The 19,552-nt window shown below is 64.5% G+C and carries 19 protein-coding genes and 2 tRNA genes; 14 read left to right on the plus strand and 7 right to left on the minus strand.

Features of this window, described 5'->3' with window-relative positions; all coding sequences use genetic code 11:
• Positions 1–2: 2 nt before the first annotated feature.
• From OSH05_RS02050 to OSH05_RS02090, 9 genes are all read left to right on the plus strand, one after another.
• The gene (locus OSH05_RS02050) at positions 3–1,403 is read left to right on the plus strand and encodes an SGNH/GDSL hydrolase family protein (RefSeq protein WP_104218600.1); all 1,401 of its coding nucleotides are present in this window, start codon (positions 3–5) and stop codon (positions 1,401–1,403) included.
• A gap of 8 nt (positions 1,404–1,411) precedes the next feature.
• The gene (locus tag OSH05_RS02055; protein ID WP_104218601.1) at positions 1,412–1,591 is read left to right on the plus strand and encodes a hypothetical protein; all 180 of its coding nucleotides are present in this window, start codon (positions 1,412–1,414) and stop codon (positions 1,589–1,591) included.
• 149 nt (positions 1,592–1,740) lie between these two features.
• Positions 1,741–3,201 (plus strand): phage tail sheath protein, encoded by a 1,461-nt coding sequence (locus OSH05_RS02060; protein WP_104218602.1) that lies wholly within the window; start codon positions 1,741–1,743, stop codon positions 3,199–3,201.
• Between the two features lie 12 nt (positions 3,202–3,213).
• On the plus strand, positions 3,214–3,732 hold the full coding sequence (locus OSH05_RS02065) for a phage major tail tube protein (RefSeq protein WP_104218603.1): 519 nt from the start codon (positions 3,214–3,216) through the stop codon (positions 3,730–3,732).
• A 10-nt stretch (positions 3,733–3,742) separates the two neighbouring features.
• Entirely contained in the window at positions 3,743–4,201 is a 459-nt protein-coding gene (locus OSH05_RS02070; RefSeq protein ID WP_104218604.1) for a phage tail assembly protein, read from the plus strand.
• Between the two features lie 102 nt (positions 4,202–4,303).
• Positions 4,304–6,427: a phage tail tape measure protein gene (locus tag OSH05_RS02075; protein WP_104218605.1), complete on the plus strand. Its 2,124-nt coding sequence runs from the start codon at positions 4,304–4,306 to the stop codon at positions 6,425–6,427.
• Positions 6,427–6,828: a phage tail protein gene (locus OSH05_RS02080; RefSeq protein WP_104218606.1), complete on the plus strand. Its 402-nt coding sequence runs from the start codon at positions 6,427–6,429 to the stop codon at positions 6,826–6,828. Before OSH05_RS02075 ends, OSH05_RS02080 begins: the two co-directional genes overlap by 1 nt.
• On the plus strand, positions 6,825–7,052 hold the full coding sequence (locus OSH05_RS02085; protein WP_207778733.1) for a tail protein X: 228 nt from the start codon (positions 6,825–6,827) through the stop codon (positions 7,050–7,052). The genes OSH05_RS02080 and OSH05_RS02085 overlap by 4 nt, the downstream gene beginning before the upstream one ends.
• A complete protein-coding gene (locus OSH05_RS02090; protein WP_104218607.1) occupies positions 7,049–8,035 on the plus strand; it encodes a phage late control D family protein in 987 nt (328 codons plus the stop codon). The genes OSH05_RS02085 and OSH05_RS02090 overlap by 4 nt, the downstream gene beginning before the upstream one ends.
• Before the next feature lie 2 nt (positions 8,036–8,037).
• Here the strand turns inward: OSH05_RS02090 and OSH05_RS02095 are convergent, their stop codons facing one another.
• Positions 8,038–8,382, minus strand: a complete 345-nt coding sequence (locus OSH05_RS02095; RefSeq protein ID WP_104218608.1) for a hypothetical protein — start codon at positions 8,380–8,382, stop codon at positions 8,038–8,040.
• 196 nt (positions 8,383–8,578) lie between these two features.
• On the opposite strand from OSH05_RS02095, the gene OSH05_RS02100 reads away from it, so the two are divergent.
• On the plus strand, positions 8,579–9,388 hold the full coding sequence (locus OSH05_RS02100) for a DNA adenine methylase (protein ID WP_407660340.1): 810 nt from the start codon (positions 8,579–8,581) through the stop codon (positions 9,386–9,388).
• A gap of 1,641 nt (positions 9,389–11,029) precedes the next feature.
• On the opposite strand, the gene OSH05_RS02105 is transcribed toward OSH05_RS02100, so the two are convergent.
• Both OSH05_RS02105 and OSH05_RS02110 read right to left on the minus strand, forming a co-directional pair.
• On the minus strand, positions 11,030–12,466 hold the full coding sequence (locus OSH05_RS02105; RefSeq protein WP_104218611.1) for a DUF6538 domain-containing protein: 1,437 nt from the start codon (positions 12,464–12,466) through the stop codon (positions 11,030–11,032).
• 93 nt (positions 12,467–12,559) lie between these two features.
• Positions 12,560–12,634: transfer RNA gene (locus tag OSH05_RS02110), tRNA-Gln, on the minus strand.
• 146 nt (positions 12,635–12,780) lie between these two features.
• Between OSH05_RS02110 and OSH05_RS02115 the strand changes: the two genes are divergently transcribed.
• Positions 12,781–12,857: transfer RNA gene (locus tag OSH05_RS02115), tRNA-Pro, on the plus strand.
• A 95-nt stretch (positions 12,858–12,952) separates the two neighbouring features.
• Here OSH05_RS02115 and OSH05_RS02120 read toward each other — a convergent pair.
• Together OSH05_RS02120 and OSH05_RS02125 are read right to left on the minus strand one after the other, a co-directional pair.
• Positions 12,953–13,672 carry an invasion associated locus B family protein gene (locus tag OSH05_RS02120; RefSeq protein WP_104218612.1) on the minus strand — a complete coding sequence of 240 codons (720 nt, stop codon included), beginning with the start codon at positions 13,670–13,672 and terminating at the stop codon, positions 12,953–12,955.
• 55 nt (positions 13,673–13,727) lie between these two features.
• Complete coding sequence (locus OSH05_RS02125; RefSeq protein ID WP_104218613.1) at positions 13,728–14,270, minus strand: invasion associated locus B family protein; 543 nt, start codon at positions 14,268–14,270, stop codon at positions 13,728–13,730.
• 920 nt (positions 14,271–15,190) lie between these two features.
• Here OSH05_RS02125 and OSH05_RS02130 point away from each other — a divergent pair.
• A complete protein-coding gene (locus OSH05_RS02130; protein ID WP_133163089.1) occupies positions 15,191–15,658 on the plus strand; it encodes a hypothetical protein in 468 nt (155 codons plus the stop codon).
• Positions 15,659–15,723: 65 nt separating this feature from the next.
• Here OSH05_RS02130 and OSH05_RS02135 read toward each other — a convergent pair whose 3' ends face one another.
• Positions 15,724–16,647: an SMP-30/gluconolactonase/LRE family protein gene (locus OSH05_RS02135; protein WP_104218615.1), complete on the minus strand. Its 924-nt coding sequence runs from the start codon at positions 16,645–16,647 to the stop codon at positions 15,724–15,726.
• A gap of 183 nt (positions 16,648–16,830) precedes the next feature.
• Between OSH05_RS02135 and wrbA the strand changes: the two genes are divergently transcribed.
• Together wrbA and OSH05_RS02145 are read left to right on the plus strand one after the other, a co-directional pair.
• On the plus strand, positions 16,831–17,448 hold the full coding sequence (wrbA, locus tag OSH05_RS02140) for an NAD(P)H:quinone oxidoreductase type IV (protein ID WP_104218616.1): 618 nt from the start codon (positions 16,831–16,833) through the stop codon (positions 17,446–17,448).
• A 125-nt stretch (positions 17,449–17,573) separates the two neighbouring features.
• Entirely contained in the window at positions 17,574–18,494 is a 921-nt protein-coding gene (locus OSH05_RS02145; RefSeq protein ID WP_104218617.1) for an MBL fold metallo-hydrolase, read from the plus strand.
• Here the strand turns inward: OSH05_RS02145 and OSH05_RS02150 are convergent.
• The gene (locus OSH05_RS02150) at positions 18,481–19,335 is read right to left on the minus strand and encodes a DUF1499 domain-containing protein (RefSeq protein WP_104218618.1); all 855 of its coding nucleotides are present in this window, start codon (positions 19,333–19,335) and stop codon (positions 18,481–18,483) included. The two genes, OSH05_RS02145 and OSH05_RS02150, sit on opposite strands and share 14 nt — an antisense overlap.
• Positions 19,336–19,552: the final 217 nt, after the last annotated feature.

Here is a 19,552-nt window from a genome sequence, read left to right on the forward strand (position 1 = left end):
TCATGGCAGACCCGATCATCCTGCCGCCCACGCGGCTCGCTGAAACCCTCGGCGCCAAGATGCGCCGTCTGGCGCGCGCGGCCGAAATCAGTAACCCGCTGATCCGCAATCCATGGCTAGTTCCGCCGGCATGGGCACAGAGCACCGTTCAGCTCGTCTCCGACACGTGCGTGGCGAACGGCAACTGGTATGTCTGCGCCACGCCAGGAACCACGGCGGCGAGCGGCACCGGCCCCAGCCACGTCAACGGGCAGGCCGTTCAAGACGGTACCGCATATTGGACCTATCTCGGCGCCGCGCCGATAACCGTAAATGAGCCCGGTGCGCCGACGCTCACAGCCTCCACCGTGGCACCGACGTCCCCCAACAACGTTCAGATCTTCCCCGTCGGGCACGCAGCGCTGTTCCGATACTATGGGGGACAGGGCGAGGTCGTTTCGGCCAACTATCACTACCCCTATGTGGGAGATAACAAGGCCGGAAGCCGCCAATACGGGAACAGCGTCCGCGTTGGCTTCGAGACGGACAGCCCGGTTCTAACCTTCATGGTTCCGGCAGGATCGCCAGCTCCCCGCATCCTGATCGATGGTCGCTATCTGACGATCGGCGCGCTTCGGCGCGCTTCGACGCTGACCTACTACACGCTGGCTTTTCCGGGGCTCCGCACCTGGCGATCGGTTGAGGTCGAAGGCGCGAAGGATCTGTGGGCGTGGTACGGCGTCCTCATCAGCACGTCAGCGCATATTCGCCCACCGTCGAACGAACACGACATCACGGCCTATTTCATCTGGGACAGCCTCGGCGCCGGATCCTCATATGGTCCCTGGCTCTCGGGTAACAATATCCCGCAACGCATCGGCCGGCGCCTCGGCTGGACCAACGTCTACAACATGTCGCGAGGTGGCACGGGGCCTATCAACACAGGCGGCGGCTACTACACGTTCGGCGAGCGCGTGCCTCAGCTTCTGGCCGCCAACCCTGATATCGCGTGCTTCGGCCCTCCCACGAACGATACGGGCCAGTCGGCCGCGTCGGTGACGGCGGCGACTAAGGCCTATCTGCAGGCGGTGCGCGCCGGCTCGAAGTGCCCGATTGTTCAAATGGGTGTCTGGCCTCGCAACGATGCCAATGTCGCAACGACGGAGGCGGCTGTTCTGGCGGCGGTGCAGCAGGCGTCCGATCCGCTAGGGCTCACCTTCTTCATCCCGCTCTACGACGCCCCGATGATGCCCATCGTGACGGGCGCCTACAACGTCGCGAAAAACCTCGTGAACGCGGCTCTCGACAACTCGTCGTACATGATCGGCGGCGACGGTACTCACCCTGCCGAACTCGGCATCGACGGCCTTGCCACCTATACCGCCCGCGAGATCAAGCGGACGGTTCTTCCTTACATTCGATAGGAGTTTCCATGCCCGACATTGGTCTGATCAAGGCGATCCTGGCCGGCGAAGTCGCAGCCTTCAATCTCTCCTCCGCGCTCGATTTCGGGTCGATGCCGGAGGGGTGGGGCTACTGGGAGGAGCGCGCCCGGGACGGCCTTGATGCCGAGGCGCGGGCGAAGCTGGAGGCTATGCTGGCCTCCGAATAGCGTTCGGACCGGCTGGACAAACGCCGCTCGAAGCCTCCTCATAGCCGCCTGATCGGCCCGCGATGCCGGGGGGAATTACTTCCCGGCCATTGTCTCGGGTCCCGCCCGCCATGCTGTTCGCGACCCTCTGACCACCGGGACGCAAGCGCATGGCCGCACTCACGCCTAATCATGGTGTCCGATTCCTCGACGCGGGCGAGGATGCGCGCACCGTCATCGTTCCGGACTTTTCGACCATCGCCCTGGTCGGCACCGCCGACGACGCCGATGACGATCTCTTTCCTCTCGATACGCCGGTGCAGATCTTCGCCGACGAGGCCGACAAGATCGCTGCGCTCGGCCTCGTCGGCGAGCTGCCGCCGGCGATCGACGCGATCATCGCCGAGGGCATCAACCCCTCCATGATCATCCTGCGGGTCGGCAAGGAAGTCTCTGCAAATGCGCAGATGGCGGCCGTCATCGGCGATCCCTCGGCGCGGACCGGGGTATGGGCCTTGCTCAATGCCAAGGCGCTGACCGGGGTCGACCCCGGCCTGATCGTCGCGCCGGGCTTCACCGGCGCCAGCCCGATCGGCCTCGCCACCCTCGTCCCGAACGTACAGGGCTCCGGCTACACCCACGCGACCGTCACCATCACGGCGATCGGCGCGGTTGTGCAGCCGAAGGCGGAAGCGATCGTCGCGGACGGCAAGGTGTCGGGCTATACCATCAAGGATGCCGGCTACGGCATCACCGGCGCCATCACGATCGTCGTCACCGGTGACGGTACCCTGGCCACGGCCAACGCCACGGCCGCCGCGGTGGCGAACCCCGTCGCGCTGGCCATCGCCGCGGTCGCCAAGCGCCTGCTCGGCATCGGCATCGTCGATGGCCCGAACACTACCCGCGCCGACGCGCTTGCCTGGGCGACCAAGCTCAAGAGCGATATCGGCCGCTACCTCTACCCGATCGACCCGGCCATCCGCCGCTTCGAAGAGGATGAGGCCGGCGTCGCCTCACTTCTCACCCGGCCGTCCTCGGTCTCGGTCGCGGCCTTGTTCGCCAAGCGGGACCGGGAGCGTGGAGGCCCCTATTGGTCGCCGGAAAACCAGACATTCGCCGGCATTGTCGGCACGGCTCGGCCGATCTCCTACTACGATGGCGAGGTCGACCATGAGGCGAACCTCCTCGTCACCGGCAAGGTCAACACGATCATCGAAGGCAAGGAGCTGTTCGGCTCCGAGACGCTCTCGAACGACACGAACTGGCGCTTCGTCAACAAGGTCCGCACCGAGAACGCGATCCGCAAGGCGCTGCCCGCCGCGGTCCGCAAGTGGCGCGGCGAGAACTTCACGGCGCACAACGCGCTGATGATCGTCAAGACGCTGGAGACCTTCCTGGACGAACTCGTCGCTCTCGGCGTCGTCGTCGGATACACGCGCTATTTCGACCGCGGGCTCAATCCAAACGCCAACATGCGCCAGGGCATTCTGCGCATCGAGCTGCCGCACGAGAACACCCCCATCATTTCCGATCTTCAGATCGGCATGCGGCCCTATCTCGCGGCCTTCGATGTCCTCGCCGCCGACATCCAGCAGGCGCTCGGCTCGCTCACCGCCGTCGCCGCGTAAGGAGCACCTGACATGGAATTCGTCCGCAAGGCCGGCAATCTCTACTGCGAGGGCACCAATCTCTGGCTCCAGCTTTCGAGCTATCGCCTGCCGTCGCCGAAGGTGAAGACCGAGAACCATACGCCGGGCGGCGGCCGGATGGAGCTGGCCGTGCCGGTCGGTTCGATCGAAGCGCTGACGCTCGCGTTCAACACGATCTCGGCCAATCCGAACCTCCATGGCGGCATGGGGCTCGCGCTTGCGCAGGCAAAGCTCTGGACGATCTACGAACTGCTGGTCGATGAGCGCTCGAACACGAAGCGCGAGCGCATCGTCACCATGCGCGGCATCTACCAGTCGGCCGAGGCCGACGAAATGAAGGGCCGCGGCCTCAAGGGCTATCAGCACACGATCACGTCGATCACCGACTATGAGGACGTGATCGAGGGCTATGGCATCGTCGCGCGCTTCAATTTCTGGCGCAACGAATGGGCCGGCTACGGCATCGAAGCCGACAACCAGGACAACAGCATCCTGCGGATCGCGGGCTGAAGGCATCGCCATGGAAACCCTTCCCCCGCCGATCGCCGGCGAACCGACGCTGAAGCCCGTTCCGCGGTCCGATCGCGACGCCGCCGCCGCCGGCGGTCCTGCCGGCCCGATCGTGCCGGCGGCCCATGTTGCCGTGCTCGACTTCCTCGATCCGGAGCGGCTGGCCGTCGACATTCCTCTCGACCATCCCTTCCGGCTGGGCGGAAGCGAGATCCGCAGCGTCCATGTCCGCCGGCCGCTCACGGCCGAGGTCGGCGAGTGGAACACGCGCGTTCAAGCCGGCACGGCGGACACCTATGATCTCTACGCGATCATGACCGGTCTGCCGGCGCCGGTGCTGCGCGGCATGGTGGCGGATGATGGCGCCTTGGTGAACAAGGCGGCGTTCGATTTTTTGCCCCGCTGGCTGCGGACGGCGAGCGAATCGCCGGCGAACCCCGGCTCTGGCGACGCTACGCAGCGGCTGTAGCGCGCCGGCTCGCCACGCCCTGGCGAGAAGTCCTTGGGCTACCCTGGGACGAGGTGATCCTGCTCTATCGCGAGGCGCGCGCGCTGGTCGCGGAGGAAATCGGTGGCTGAACTCGACGTCGCCCTTCGCCTGCGGCTTATCGACAACGTCACCGGGCCGGCCCAGCAGGCCGCCCAGGCGCTTCGGGATCTCGAAGCGACGGCCGCCGGGGTCCGCGGCCGAGGTTCGGCCGCTCCGCCATCAGTCAATCCGGCCGGCGCGCCGGCTGCCGTCAATCCGCCGGGCGCCCGCGTATCTCCGGTCGTAGGGGTTCCGCCTCCCGCGCCGGTCCGTCCCACGCCCGCCATTGTTCCCTCCGTTTCCGTACCGTCGGCGGCGCCACGTCCCGTCATGGTTCCGCCGGCAGCGGCATCGGCGCCGAGGGGCGCGACAGTGCCTTCGGTCGGCGGCACCGCCGCGGCCGAGGCGGCTGAAGCCGTCGATGCCGTTGCGGTCGGAGGGACGATGCGGGCGGTCGGGCTCGGCGTCGCGATGGGCTTCGTCGCCGGCGCCGCCGGGGCGGCGGTCGGCGCGCTGATGGAGTTCGCCAATCCAGCCAAGATCATTGCCGGGCTCTCCCAGCTCGAGGCGAAGGTGACGAGCCTCGAAAAGCGCCTGGCCGCGACGGCGGTGACCGCCGGCATGCTCGACCAGGGTGCGATCGACCGCATGCGCACCGAGAACACTCAGGTCGGCCTCGCTGTCGGCAAGGCACCGGAAGAGGTCCAGCCGCTTCGCGACGTCTTCTCGGCCGGCGGCTACACGCTCGACCAGCAGGGGCGCATCCTGCTACCGGCTGCCAAGGCCATGGTGGCGATGAATGCCTCGCCCGAGGATGTCGGGCAGATGACGATCGCGGGCCTCGGCAACCTCGGGGTCGGCGCCGACAGGCTGGGGAGCTATCTCGACATCATGGCCGCCGGCGGCAATTCCGGACGGTTCGAGGGCAAGGATCTCGCGAAGTTCATGCCGGGCTACTCAGCATCCTACAAGGTGCTGGGCTATGGCGGCCTCGACGCCGCCGCCGAAATTGCCGCGATGGCGGAAATGGTGCGGGAGGCGGCCGGCTCCTCGGATATCGCCGGCAATAATCTGCAGAACTTTCTGCTCAAGCTGTCGTCGCCCGACGCCGCGAAGAACTTTGCCGAGTACGGCGTCGACATCGAGGCCGTGAAGAGCCAGGCAATCGCCGATGGCAAAAGCCCGGTCATGGCCGTGCTCCAGCAGATCAAGGACATCACGGGCGGCGACGCGGCCAAGATGGCCACCCTGTTTCAGGACCAGCAGGTGCTCGGCGCCCTCTACGGGCTGATTCCCGAGCTCGAAAAACTGCAGCCGCTCATTGATCAGCTTCGCACCGGCTCGGCCGGCACGGTCGAGAAGGGCGCGCAATTTGTCGGCACGCGCGAGGGCGGGAAGCAGGACCAGTACGACGCGATCGCGGCCGCCGGCCAGGCTGAATGGGGCAAGTGGTTCCAGCCGTTCGTGACCGAGTGGAAGCGCTTCCAAGCGGTCCTGTGGAATCCAGGCGATCTGCGGGTCCAGGAAGGCGTGACCGCGGCCGGCGGCATCGACAAGCGGATCGCAGAGATCGAGGCGACGCTCAAAGTGCTCGCCGAACTTCGGACCGGCACGGCCAAGGATCTCGATCACGCCCGTTTCGAGGGCGACGCGACCGAGCGCTCTACGATCCCGAGCCTTGAAGGCAAGTTGGGGGCTCTCGACAACGAGATCGCCCAGATGCAGGCGGACCTCGTGGTTCTGAAGCAGACAGCCGGCGACGGCGGCAACGCTGCCGGCCAAGCGGTCGGCAAGGGCCTCGACGACGGCCTCAAGGCCGCCGGTCCCTCGGCCGAGGCAACCATGCAGGGCATCGTCGACAAGCTGAAATCGATCGGGAACGTCACGATCACGCCCTCGATCGTTCCTCAGATGGGCGTGCCGGCCCCGACGCCGTCCGCGCCCGCACCGGCCGGTTCGCCCAAGGTCGAGCCGATGTCGTTCCGCCCGGAGGGCCGGCCGGAGACCGTCAAGCGCAGTGCCGATGCCGGCGGCGCGCGCACCTTCGCGCAGACGAACACGATCCACGTCAACGGCGTTTCTGACCCCGATGCGACGGCCCGCGCCATCGAGCGGCGCCTCGCGCGGCTCGGCAATTCGTCCAACCTCTTGCTGGACACCGCCTGATGCAGTCGCTCGCCTCTCTCGGTCCGCATGTGTTCCAGGTCATCGGCCTCAATTTTCACGAGGTCGAGACGGTGACCGAGGCCGCCTGGGCCGAGTTCGCCCGCTTCGGCATGGCGGATGGCGCGCAATTCACCGGCATGCGCCGGGCGCAGCAGACGCTCCGCGGCGTGCTGTTTCCGGACGCGATCGGCGGACTGGCCGACTATGACGCCATCCGCTCGACGCAGGGCGGCGGCCAGGCCGTACCTCTGATCCGTATGGGCCGCGGCTTCGCCGCCCGCGTGCTCGGCACCGTGACGATCGAGCAGGTGTCCGACCTGGAGGACCATATCCTCGCCGGTGGCGTGCCCGCCCGCGTCGCCTTCACCGTCACGCTCAAGAGCTATGAGGGCGGCCGGTGAGCGACATCTACACCGTGAAGCGCGACGGGATGCGGCTCGACCAGGTCGCGCGCGAAACGCTCGGCACGTGGACGGACGGCATCGTCGAGACGATCCTCGGCCTCAATCCGGGGCTCGCCGATTGGCCGGCCGTCCTGCCCGTCGGTACGCGGATCGTCCTGCCACCGCGGCCGGCGACCGCGCCGGCGCGCCGGACCGTCGCCAGGATCTGGGGCGACGCATGAGGCCCGTGATCCAGATCCTCAAAGGCGGCACGGACCTGATGCCGGGGCTCGCGCCCTATTTCATCCGGGCGTCGATCAGCGACGCTGTCGGAATCGAGAACGACGCTCTGGAGATCGAGCTCGACGACATCGGCCGGCAGATCCCGCTGCCAGTCGAGGGCGACGAGTTGACGGTGCTCGCCGGCTATGCCGAAACCGGCGTGTCGGTCGCCGGCATCTATGTCGTCCAAGGTTGGGGCAGTGGATGGCAGGGCGGCCCGGAGACGATGGTCATGCAGGCGCGGGCCGCATCGCTTTCCACGGCCACCAAGGCAGGCGGCCGCAAGCACTATGACGAACGGACGCTGAAGGCGATCTTCGCGGACATCGCGAAGGAGATGGGCCTGTCGCTGGTCATCGACGCGGCCCTTTCCTCGGTCAAGCTCGACTGGCTGGCGCGCTGGGAGGCGAGCCCGCAGGATTTCGCGACCCGCCTCGCCGAGGAGCACGGCGCCGTCGCCAAGCCGGGCGGTGGCAAGCTGTCCGTCACAAAGCGGGGATCAGGCAAGGCCGCCTCGGGCGAGGATCTGCCGATCATCCGCGTTCAGCGGCGCGGGTCCCTAGGCTGGTCGATCAATGGCGAGCCACGGCCGCGCGTCGGCAAGGTCACGGCGTCCTGGCACGACGCGAAGACCGGCCGGAGCAAGACGGTAGAGGCTTCGACGGGCAAGGACGGCCCGGCGCATTCGATCATCCATCCGCGCGCCTCTGAGGCCGAGGCGAAGGCGGCGGCGGAGGCCAAGGCGCGCGAGCTGACGATGCTCACGGGCTCGGGGCATTTCATCGAGACCTATGACCCGACGCGGTCGGCCGGCGCGAAGGTCATCGCGACCGGCTTTGGTGACGGCGTCGACGGGGAGTGGGTCTCGGAGACGATCGAGGCGACGTTCGACAAGGACGGCGGCGCGATTCAGGTCATCAACGTGAAGGCGCCGCCGGAATGAGGTCAGTACAGTCCGAGGATCCGGCTTTTGTCGGTCGGCGTGGCCTCGTCGAGTGCTTTACCAAAGCGCTCAACCGCGTCGACCGCCTTGGAACGCGCGAAGGCCACTTGGGCAGAATGCTCCGTGTACGAAGCTCTCTGTGGCTCGGCGTCGATCTGGGCCGCCAGTTCCTTTGTGGTGATATCCACCAAGGCCGCGGCCTCGCGAAGTTCGAAGGTCACCTGCATCAGCTCGAGCGTGACTGTCAGATTGAACCTGACCGCGTCGAGCTGGCGACGAAAGGTCGACCTATCCATCGTTGCGACGATCATTGCCAGCGCGTCGACATGTTCGGTATGGGTGGCCATTTGAAGCGTTCTTTCGTGCTGGGGCAGAGAGGCCCGCCTCGTTAGGGGAGCGGGCGGCCCGGAGCTTGAGCCTCCGGACGACGGGACCAGGCGCCAACCAAGAACCCGTCCGACGCCAAGAAGCTCAACGCCGCGCCCGCCGCTGCTGTGCACAGCCCGCCGAGCGTGGTCGATTCGATCGGTTTTACCAATGGAGATGGAAGAGTTTCGCACCGTTGATCCGGTGCGCACGCCCGCAGGCTATGTCGGCGGCAAGAAGCAGCTCGCCCGGCGGCTGATAGCCGACATCGAGCGGACGCCGCATCGCCTCTATGCCGAGCCCTTCGTTGGGATGGGCGGCGTCTTCCTGCGCCGGCGTCTGGCACCGCCCGTCGAGGCCATCAACGATGCGTCGCAGGATGTCGCATGCCTGTTCCGCATCCTGCAGCGTCACTATCAGGCGTTCATGGACATGCTGAAGTGGCAGGTGACGAGCCGCGCCGAATTCGAGCGCCTGCTCGCGATGGAGCCAGCATCTCTGACCGACCTTGAGCGGGCAGCACGCTTCCTATACCTCCAGCGCCTCTCCTTCGGCGGGAAGGTCGTCGGCCGGACTTTCGGGATTGATACGAACGGCCCCGCCCGGTTCGACGTGACGAAACTTACCGGGTTGCTTGAGGCCGTCCACGAGCGGCTCGCGGGCGTCTGGATCGAGTGCCTTCCCTGGGAGGCATTCCTCGCCCGCTGGGATCGGCCGAAGACGCTCTTTTTCGTCGACCCGCCCTATGTCGGGACGGAGCACTACTACGGCAGGGCGCTGTTCTCGCCTGCCGACCACGAGCGGCTCGCAGCGGCTTTGAAAGCCCTTCAAGGCCGGTTCATACTGACTTTGAACGATCATCCCAAGGTTCGGGAGCTTTACGGCTGGGCGGAGATCCGGACCGAGGACCTAAGCTACACTGCGGCCGGAGGCCAGAACATCCGGCCAGCGCGGGAACTGGTCATCACTGGCGGGAGGGGACTATGATCGCCGAATGCAAATTGCTGCCATTTCAAGTGTCCCGCACTGCCATTTCAAATGGCGCGCTACACAGAGGGAACACCTGGCCCCGGAGGGGTGAACCTCCCGCCCTCCATCCTGACCCCGAAAGAATGACTCAGGGAGTCCGTACAGCGCGTTTCTCAGGGTGCCCGCTAGGGCAGTAGCCTGACGGCGCGGAGTCTCTGTACGAGGCTCCTATGAGCTATCGGAAGTTGGTGTTGGTCCACACCTCATGGGGGATCTCATCGAGAACCATGTGGCGACCGTTCCAGAGCGTCCGGCCAATCACTCGCAGCGATAATCAGATCGGAGAAGCCGGGCGACGGATTCTGTCGAGTGGCGGCGCATGCAGGTGGAGGATGTTGCTAGGCTGACTGGCCTGTGGCGATCGAGAAGGGAACTGAACCCGCTGGCGACTTAGCGTTCGTCGTCTCGGTTCGCCTCAGGAGGGGATGATATCCCCGTCTCTGATGAGTTGCAGACACAAGCGGCGGAAGGAAAACGAGGCGTGTATTTATGGTATATCACACAGGGGCAGATGGAGGCAAAAACTAAATGATCGCCAAAAGCGATGCAAAAACAACCAGTTGAAAAATCAATACTAAGTCGGCCTTACGGATATCGAATTGCGCGTAATGATTGCATTATGGAGTAGGAGCATCCGGAGGATCAGCGCGGACGAAATTTCCACGCGGAGCATCTGCAGCGTATCTCACCGATTGACGTGCACACCACTCAAAGGCCTTGCCGACATGGCGTAGTCGGTCTTGGCCAGATCAGCCGGGGCGATATTCACATAGCAGAAGCGAGGGAACGTCCTCTGTCAATCGGCGGCGCATCTGGTGGGATGTTGCTCTGCCGACTGGCCTTTGGAGAACGAGACGGGGAACTTAAGCTCGCTAGGACAGGGCGTTTGTCGTCTCGTTTCGCCTCAGGAGGGGATGATATCCCCGTATCTGATTGAGTTGCAGACTTAGGTGATCGAAGGCTCACGAGGGGTGAACCTATAGTGGATCACACGGGGGCAGATGGTCGTAAGAACAAAATGGCCATCAAAAGCGCTGCGAAAACAATGAGTTGCAAAACCAACACTAAGGCGGCCTTACGAGTGCCAAATTGCGCGTATCGGTTGTGTCCGAGCTTCTTCGGGCGGCAGAGATTTGCGATCACGATATCCGCTCGAGGCATCGACATCGAACCTCATCTGACACGGACGCGATTTGAAAGCCTTACTGCGGGGGGCTGAGGTAGCAAGTCCTTTGGGACATCAGGAAAGCCATAGGCCGGCATTTGGCTAGAAAGCTGCACATGCTGATGGAACCACAGGCCGCGTGTCCAACTCGATCGTTCTGCCACAAGGCCAGGAGTTGGGTTCTTCTAAGAGGGCCTCTAGCCCAGCTCTTCTATCAAGCATTTTCGCGGAGCGTGGTTAGGGCGGGCCGGCAATCGACGCCAAGCTCCGACAAGACACAAACCGTGCTGTCAGCCTTCCGCGCTGCATAGCTAGGCGATCAAGTATCCGGGGTCTCCCCGCCTATTCCAAAGTCGCTTTTAGGGGCGGAAGGGTCGCACGGGTGCGAGTCAAGGAACCCCCGATGACGGCTTGGCGAACTGTGAGTCCGTTTTCTATTCGCCTAGCGAGAGCAGTTCGACAAGATCACGTTTTTGGCCGATTTCGAGGCCGTTCGGCGAATACACGCCATAGGTCATCCCGGTCTTCTTATGCCCAAGGATTTGAGCAGCTTCGGATTCGGGGATACGGCTCCGTTCGAAAGTTTGTGCGACGTTCTTGCGAAATGCGTGGAAAGTCGATCCGCCCGCGATGCTCTTGAAGCGACGCCCAAGCACTTTGCCGATGGCTGCCCCTCGTTTGCCGTCAAGCTTGCTGGGCTTCAGATCGGGAAACAGGTAACCGTCTGCTGGTGCGAGTTCGAGAAGTGGTTGCAATGCGTGATGAATCGGGACCACGCGGACGCTGCTATCGGTCTTTCCTGCAGTGATGTCGAAATAGCGGACGCCGTCGACCTCGCATAAGTTGACAGCTTCCAACGCGCATATCTCGTTGAGCCGCAGTCCTGACAACAATGCTATGCGAGGCAACCAATACAGCGGGTCAGGCCTTCCCTTTATTCCGGCGCTAACTTCGCTAGCCAGCAATTTGCGAAGGGCGGCGTTTGACCAAGGGGCGTTGGCACCCTTTCGGGTCTTGCTTTCTACCCGGTGCCCTGAAAACGGGTTGGCGCCGATCACCTCGCCTTGCTTGACTGCCCAGTCCCACAGCGCCCCAAGATCAGAGGCAAAACGGGTGACCGTACGACCAGAGATTCGCTCTCCCTCCATCGTTTCGGACAGAGCAAGGATATAAGCGAAAGAACGAGACTTCGTCTGCGGAGAACGTCCCCAATGGGGATGAAGTCGCTTCACCTTATCGAAGAAGTCCGCTGACTTCCTTGCGTCGACCGTGGCAAGCGGAGCATCATTGATGTGGTCTCGAAATAGTCGATAAACAGCCTCTCGCTGGCTGATGGTTTGATCTGACAGCTTTGCGCGGCTATCGCGCTGACGGTCCAAATTGAAGCGGGCCGAAATCTCTGAGAACGGTATCTTGAATCGGCTTGGCATCGGCGTGCCCTCGCGAGCATTCTTGATTGCCGTGAGTGCAGCATCGACTGCGGGAACAACTTCGTCCCCTGTCGCCTCGCTAATGTCGACAAGCCCCAATCGTCTTGCCTCTGGATTGGCCACAGAATCCCAAAGCAGATCGAGGTGCATATCGCGATCGTCCTTGTCGCGATAGTTCTCGCTGATCCATTCGACCTGTCTCAGGGTCTCCTGATAGACAGCTCGTGGCGTCGAAGCCGAGTCCTTCCCGCTCCACAAACGAAACTCCCGCTTCCAATGAACTTTGCGCTCGTCGGCAAGATGCGCTGCCACGTACCTGTCGGAGGTACGGAGATTCTCCTGAATGGACACCTTGCCATAGTGGGCTTGGAGAGCGATCGGGACGCCGATCTGAAACCAAAAAACGTTGCCACGGAGCTTTGCATAAGGGGGAGCCTTCACGGCACCATCCACAATCGTTGAGTACAGATCCTGAGTAAAATACAGGATGTCTAAGAGCGCAAGCCCTTGAAAAGCATGACACTCTTGACACGATGGCTGGGGCGGGAGGATTCGAACCTCCGGTTGGCGGTACCAAAAACCGCTGCCTTACCGCTTGGCTACGCCCCAGCAGGCGGCGCGAGGAGTTCTCGGCCGGCGTCCGTCCTATACCGGTTCAACTTTTCCCCTGCAATCGCCTTGCGCGTCGTCCACAGGCCCATTCGGTGCTTGCGGGCGGAAAGGACGGCAGCTATATACCGGCTCGCCGCTGGTCACGGAGTGTAGCGCAGCCTGGTAGCGCACATCGTTCGGGACGATGGGGTCGCAGGTTCAAATCCTGCCACTCCGACCAACGCGCCTTTCCCGATCCCTATCCGACGCATAGACGACCCCCTAGGGGCCCCCAATTAATTTTTCCTTGCCTGCGCCGGACCGCGTTGAATCGCGTCAGCTGCCGAGCTTGTCGAGCGCCGCGTCCAGCCCTTCCGACGTGAAGTCGAAGGTTACCGTCCGCCCGCCGCGCATGATGATTTCCGTCCTCGCCGTGCCGGATTTCCGCAGGAGCGCGATGAAATCGCCGGCCAGCTTGGCGCGCACCTCGCAGGAATGACGGCCGCAGGACTGGAACGGCACGATCTTCGGCGCCCCGCTGCCGAGGACGAGCGACATGCCGCGATTGATCTGGACATCCGTCGGGGTCGTCCAGACGGCGAAGAGACCATCCTTGCCCTTCTCGATCGTCCACGATGTCTCCAGCGAGGGATCATCCGGCATGGCGAGGCTCTGCGAGGCCGTGCAGAATCGCGGCGTCGCATCGTCGCAGGCGGCCTGCCAGCCCATGGGCCGGGATGGCGCCAGGGCAGCCTCCTCCGCGGCCATGCGGAGCGGCGGCGCAGCGGATATCGATCCGGTCGGCGCCGGATCGAGGCCGGCAGCGTCTACGGGATGCACAGGCGGCGCCACGGGACCCGCGACCTGCAATATCGGCTCGACCGGACCCCCGCCCAGCCCCCATCCGGCCAGGAGATTGCGGGCGGCGTTCAGCGTCCCGTCGGATTGCCAGAGGATGACGGCAGCAACGAACGCGACGACGCATGCCCCTTCGATCAATCGGGGGAGGATGGGTCGACCGTCGGGCGGTCCCTCGTCGTTGAACGAATCAGCCATGGGCGAATCATGCCTTCCAGCGATTCGCGCGGTCAATCGATCGGCAGCAATTCGCTCAATGGATCCTGGAATAGGCGTCCGAAAAGCCCGCGAGCGGCATTTGCAGCTTGATCGGCGCCTTGTCGAGATTCTGGAAGATCAGGTCGAGCGTGTTGCCCTTCTGGAGGGCGGCGAGGAAATCGGCTGGCAGCGGCGAGCCGGCATAGCAGCCGCCCGCATCGCAGGTCTGCAGCGGCAGGCTGCGGCCCTTGGCGCCGTCGACGTCGAGCGTCACGCCCGCTTCAAGCGAGAGACCGAGGGGCACGCGGACGAGCAATACCGGCTTCTTGGTATCGGCCGGCACGCGGATCGTCACCGAGGCGACGAGTTGCCCCGTCTGCTTGAGCACGGCGCGCTGCTCCATGCGGCATTCGAGCGGCCCATCGCGCGAGGGCGCCGAGCAGGCGCTGACCCAGCCTGGCGGCGGGCTTGCCGCGTCGGCGCCGCCCAGCGTTGGCACAGCGCCGTCCTCGGCGAGCGCAGCACCCGCGCCGATCGCCAATGATGCCACCAGCATGGCGATTGCCGCGCCTGTTCTGAAAACCGTCTTGCGTGCCATAAACCGAATCCCCCGTTGCAGCCGCAACACATTGCCGGGCGGCACGCATCGCGCAAGCACCCGGTGCGGAAGAATCGCCCATGGACCTTCGGCCCTCCCCACCGCAGCACAGGGATCGCGACCAGAAAGCACACCGTGCAGGGGTCAGCACCGATCTCCCCGCCGGCCGGTGGCCGCGAGGCTTGAGGCAATCGAAGAGGTCGCGCGGGGCGGCCGGGCGTCGGCGCAGGAGCGTCGCGCCGGCGTAAGATTGATGGTGGTGGTTTGCTCCGACCGCCCTTGTGCGACGGTCCGGCGCCCCGCGCGCGGCAGGTGTTCCAGCCTCGCGCGATGGACCCTGGGCGTTGCTTTCGCTTCGGCCGCCCGGCGACGAAGTCCACGCTTCCGCTCGAACGAGGGAAGCACCGCCGCTGTTCCGGTATCACGGGACAGGCGCATCACGCTTCGGCCGCCGGAAGGCCAAGGCTCGTTACGCCCGCGCCAGCCGGCCCGCCACATCCCCGCCCGCGTCTCGGAATGACCGGTTCGCCCTCTTCGTTGAGCGGAGACAACCAGACTATACTACAGGTTGTATGTAGCGGGGATAGATTTCTTTTCGGGGGCAACGGGGCGCACCAGCGTATTGACGCATCCCCGCCCCCAAAGAGCGGGTTGCGAACGCTCGTGCCTTTTCGGGCGGCTGGCAGCTTGCTTCGCCGCGCCGAGCATCCGGCAGAGACTCTTGCTTCCTTCGGAGGAAGATCTGCTGCTTGCGCTTCATCCACGAGCGCCTCATCAGCGGGATGCTATCCGGGGCGACGCCGTATCGATGAACAAGCCCCGAAGCCAATGGCCGGAGCATTGCTTCGTTTGGAAGACAGACTATTGCAGTGCCCGAAATCCTCATACATGATGCAACCATCAGATGTATGGAGGTGACTATGCAGGTTGAAGCTGTATTGGCACGTGCCCGGGTCGCTACTGGGCAAGGCATTCGCTACGGGCTTGGCAAAGGCGGGATGAACCCCGGGTCTCCGACGCCCGGCTCGGGCGGACGTTGCGACTGCACCGGATTTGCAGCTTGGAGTCTCGGGTTCAGCCGCAAGCTAGACGAATCCTTCTACAGACATTTCAACGGCGGCTGGTTCGAAACCACTGCTGTTTGGACGGACATCGGTGCCAATGTCGGCATCCTGGAGAGCATCGAAGGTCCTCGACCGGGTGCGATCGTCGTCTATCCCGACCATGATGGGCATGAGGGCCACATTGGCATCATGCTCAACGCCAACCATGTCGTGCATTGCTCGATGGGCAATGATCGGAAATTTGGCAATGCCATTCAAATTACCGATCCGGGTGTCTTTCAGACTCCGGCTACACGATTTGGATGGCTGCACGGTCTTGTCTGATACGCGCGTCAGTCGCGACTGAGCGCCCGATGCCAATATCGGGCGCTCAGTGACGTCGGTGCCGCTCAGACCTTCGGCCGGAGCGCGCCCTGCGTGTTGAGATAGACCGAATAGAGGCTCGTCGTGCCGCAGATGTAGAGCCGGTTGCGCTTGCGGCCGCCGAAGGTGACGTTGGCGACGACTTCGGGGATGAGGATCTTGCCGATCAGCTTGCCGTCCGGCGCGAAGCAGTGGACGCCGTCGGCTGCCGAACTCCAGACATTGCCATGCACATCGACGCGGAAGCCGTCGAAAAGCCCGGCGTCGCAGGTGGCGAACTTCCGCCCCTGGCCAACGCCGCGGCCGTCCGAATTGACCGGATAGGCGCGTATGTCGGGCGAGCAGTCGGGTTTGTGGGTCAGCCCGGTATCGGCGACGTAGAGGGTCTTCTCGTCCGGAGTGAATGCCAGGCCGTTGGGGCGTACCATATCGGTGATGACCGCCGTGACGCCGCCATTCACCGGATCGATCCGGTAGACATTGCAGGCGCCGAGTTCGGAAACCGCGTAATCGCCCTCATATTCGCCGTCGATGCCGTAGCTGGGGTCGGTGAACCAGACGGATCCGTCGGACTTCACGACCACGTCATTGGGCGAATTGAGCTTCTTGCCCTCGAAGCGATCGGCGAGGATTTTGCGCGAGCCATCATGCTCGATGCGGGTCACGGCGCGGCCGCGATGCTCGCAGGAGACGAGCCGTCCCTCGAGATCGACCGTGTGGCCATTATGGTTGTTGCATGGGGTGAGGAACACCGAAACCGAGCCGTCGGTCTCGTCGTAGCGCAGGAGGCGGTCGTTCGGGATGTCGGACCAGATCAGGTATTTGCCAGCGGCGAAATAGGCCGGGCCCTCGGCCCAGCGGCTGCCGGTCCACAGCTTCTCGATGTGGACATTGCCCATCGCGTAGCGACGGAACCGGTCGTCGAAAACGACGAAATCCTTGTCGAGCATGTCTCTTCCCTTTGTACTTTTCTTGAACCGCCGCGAGCATAGGACAAAGCCCATGCGGCGCAAGGGAGAGTGGATCGGTTCTCCTCCCTGATCGTTCCCCTAACAGACTGTTCACCGATGCGCGGCTTTCCATGCCGGCCGCGGCACGCCATGTAGGGCTCACCAACCATGAAGGAGACAATGATGACCAAGGTTCTGGTGCTTTATTATTCGGCCTATGGCCACATCGAGAAGATGGCCGAGGCCGTCGCCGAGGGCGCCCGTTCGGCCGGCGCGACCGTCGACATCAAGCGCGTTCCGGAACTGGTCTCCGAAGAGGTCGCCAAGGCTTCCTACTACAAGCTCGACCAGGCGGCGCCGATCGCCACGCCGGCCGAACTCGAGAATTATGACGCCATCATCGTCGGCTCGGGCACGCGCTACGGCACGGTCACCTCCCAGATGCGCAATTTCTGGGACCAGACCGGCGGCCTCTGGGCGCAGGGCAAGCTGGTCGGCAAGGTCGGCTCGATGTTCACCTCCTCGGCGACGCAGCATGGCGGCCAGGAATCGACCATTCTCGGCTTCATCCCGACCTTCCTGCACCACGGCCTTGCCTATGTCGGCCTGCCCTACGCCTTCCAGGGCCAGATGGGCCTCGAGGAAGTGAAGGGCGGCTCGCCTTATGGCGCCTCGACGATCACGGGCGGCGACGGCAGCCGCCAGCCTTCGGCCATCGAGCTGGAAGCCGCGCGCTACCAGGGCGCCCATGTCGCCAAGATCGCCGCCAAGGTCGCCGGCAAGACACTCGCCAACGCCTGACGACTTCGCGCCGCCGCGCTCCTCCTTCAGACGCGGCGCGCACCCGACGCCCCGGCCCCTGGCCGGGGCGTCGTCTTTTTCGAGGGCGGGTTGCCATCGCGCCCATTCCTTCCCAGTTTGTGCGCATGAGCGACGACATCTCCTTCGAGCGCAACTTCGACCCTCACTATGGCACCGCGATCGAGATCATCCCGGGCGTGCGCCGGCTGACGGCCCCCAATGGCGGCCCGTTCACCTTCCGTGGCACCAACAGCTACATTATCGGCACGGGTGAGGTGGCAATCCTCGATCCGGGACCCGACGATGCCGGCCATATCGACGCCCTGCTCCGGGCAACGACGGGCGAAACCATCCGCCACATCGTCGTCACCCACACCCACCGCGATCATTCGACGGGCGTCGCCCGGCTGAGGGCGGCCACCGGGGCGGAGATCGTCGGCGAGGGCCCGCATCGCCTCTCCCGGCCACATTTCCCCGGCGAATCCGGCGTGATGGATGCGGCGGGCGACACTGATTTTCTGCCGGATCGCCGGATTGTCGACGGCGAGACGATCGCTGGAGCCGGCTACAGCCTGACCGCGATCGCGACACCCGGCCATGCCGCCAATCATATGGCGTTCGGCATCGACGGCAGCGATTGCCTCCTTTCCGGCGATCACGTCATGGGCTGGTCGACCACGGTCGTCGCGCCGCCGGACGGCTCCATGGCCGAGTATATGGATTCGCTCGATATCCTGGCGCAGCGGCCGGAGACCATCTACCTGCCCGGCCATGGCGCCCCGATCGCCAATGCGCCAGTCTATGTCAGGGCGCTTCGGGCCCACCGGCGCCTGCGCGAGGCGGCTATCGCCGAGCGGATTGCACGCGGCGATCGGTACATCGCCGACATCGTTAGGGTGCTTTACCGCGAAACGCCGAAGGCCCTGCACGGCGCCGCCGCGCTCTCCGTCCTCGCCCATGTCGAGGATCTCGTCGCCCGCGGGAGGCTGCGGCTCACCTCCGGCAGCGGGCTCGACGGCAGCTACGAAACGCTCAACGCCCGTTGACGGGCGCGGGAACGGGCAGCGGCGGCAGATCGGACGGCGCGGGCGTGTCCGAATCAGTATCGTCGCCCGCCATGTCGTCGTCGGTCACCCCCTGCAGCGCGGCATCGAGGCTGGCGAAGAAATCGCGGATGCGGGCAGCATTGTCGCCGAGATCATGGGCACCGATCCGGGACGCGGAGCGAATGTCGATCAGCGTGCCGTCCTCGTCGCCGATCACTCGGATGACGATGTCGACGGGAAGCACGAAGACAAGCGTCGAGGCTTCAGCCTCGATCCAGCCGACTTCGTTGTCGGTGTCCGGCGCCCGGCTGTCGGTCACGCGCCAGCCCTTCTGCGCGACGATCGACGAAACCGACTGGAACACGCGCTCCGGCGAGAGCGGATAATGGCGCGGGACAATATCGGGATAGGCCGCGCCCTGCGCCATCTTCGCCGCGGCGCCGGGCAGCGGTCGCATCGTCACCGTCTCCGGTGCGACCGTGAACAGAGGCGGATCGGTACCGTCGGTCGAGACATCGGCAAGGCGCGGCAGGCGGAACATGTCGAAGACGATGGCCGCCGGCAGCGCCAGCACGACCAGCGCCATGAAGACCGCGACCAGCGCATCGCGCAAACCGGCATCGCCGTTCACCCAGATCGAGCGGAAGGCCAGCGCCGACAGAACGAGGGCCGCGCCGGCGAGCGCCCAGGCCAGCGCCAGGGTGACGAAGAACGGCGAAAGCTCGATCAGGCCAAGATGGCGCAGCAGTGCCGCCAGGACGACCAGAGGAATCGGGAGCGAGGCGAAGCGCAGCGCCCATGGCGCCGAACGGGTCAGCCTCTGCGATGGGCGAGCGCTCATCCGTCTACTCCGCCGCCAGATGGCACCGTCCTACCACGCGGCCCGGGAGCCGCCCAGCCTTCCGGATGCGCTGCATGGCACGGGTCTCGCAAGATATATACCGCAGTGCACGCTCACGATTCGCAAGAATTCGTTGCATGTTTTGACCAACCAAACGCGGCGTTAACCCATTTCTAAAACACGAATCTGCCATATTGCAGCTTCATACGCGCCGACC

Source organism: Kaistia algarum (genome assembly GCF_026343945.1).
In the GTDB taxonomy this organism is placed as follows: domain Bacteria; phylum Pseudomonadota; class Alphaproteobacteria; order Rhizobiales; family Kaistiaceae; genus Kaistia; species Kaistia algarum.

Bases quoted from the DNA above. Each gene is read 5' to 3' on its own strand.
- wrbA (WP_104218616.1), top strand. From the start codon at position 16,831: ATGACCAAGGTTCTGGTGCTTTATTATTCGGCCTATGGCCACATCGAG.
- OSH05_RS02080 (WP_104218606.1), top strand. From the start codon at position 6,427: ATGCAGTCGCTCGCCTCTCTCGGTCCGCATGTGTTCCAGGTCATCGGC.
- OSH05_RS02145 (WP_104218617.1), top strand. From the start codon at position 17,574: ATGAGCGACGACATCTCCTTCGAGCGCAACTTCGACCCTCACTATGGC.
- OSH05_RS02050 (WP_104218600.1), top strand. From the start codon at position 3: ATGGCAGACCCGATCATCCTGCCGCCCACGCGGCTCGCTGAAACCCTC.
- OSH05_RS02100 (WP_407660340.1), top strand. From the start codon at position 8,579: ATGGAAGAGTTTCGCACCGTTGATCCGGTGCGCACGCCCGCAGGCTAT.
- OSH05_RS02090 (WP_104218607.1), top strand. From the start codon at position 7,049: ATGAGGCCCGTGATCCAGATCCTCAAAGGCGGCACGGACCTGATGCCG.
- OSH05_RS02070 (WP_104218604.1), top strand. From the start codon at position 3,743: ATGGAAACCCTTCCCCCGCCGATCGCCGGCGAACCGACGCTGAAGCCC.
- OSH05_RS02125 (WP_104218613.1), bottom strand. From the start codon at position 14,270: ATGGCACGCAAGACGGTTTTCAGAACAGGCGCGGCAATCGCCATGCTG.
- OSH05_RS02130 (WP_133163089.1), top strand. From the start codon at position 15,191: ATGCAGGTTGAAGCTGTATTGGCACGTGCCCGGGTCGCTACTGGGCAA.
- OSH05_RS02095 (WP_104218608.1), bottom strand. From the start codon at position 8,382: ATGGCCACCCATACCGAACATGTCGACGCGCTGGCAATGATCGTCGCA.
- OSH05_RS02055 (WP_104218601.1), top strand. From the start codon at position 1,412: ATGCCCGACATTGGTCTGATCAAGGCGATCCTGGCCGGCGAAGTCGCA.
- OSH05_RS02120 (WP_104218612.1), bottom strand. From the start codon at position 13,672: ATGGCTGATTCGTTCAACGACGAGGGACCGCCCGACGGTCGACCCATC.
- OSH05_RS02065 (WP_104218603.1), top strand. From the start codon at position 3,214: ATGGAATTCGTCCGCAAGGCCGGCAATCTCTACTGCGAGGGCACCAAT.
- OSH05_RS02135 (WP_104218615.1), bottom strand. From the start codon at position 16,647: ATGCTCGACAAGGATTTCGTCGTTTTCGACGACCGGTTCCGTCGCTAC.
- OSH05_RS02060 (WP_104218602.1), top strand. From the start codon at position 1,741: ATGGCCGCACTCACGCCTAATCATGGTGTCCGATTCCTCGACGCGGGC.
- OSH05_RS02150 (WP_104218618.1), bottom strand. From the start codon at position 19,335: ATGAGCGCTCGCCCATCGCAGAGGCTGACCCGTTCGGCGCCATGGGCG.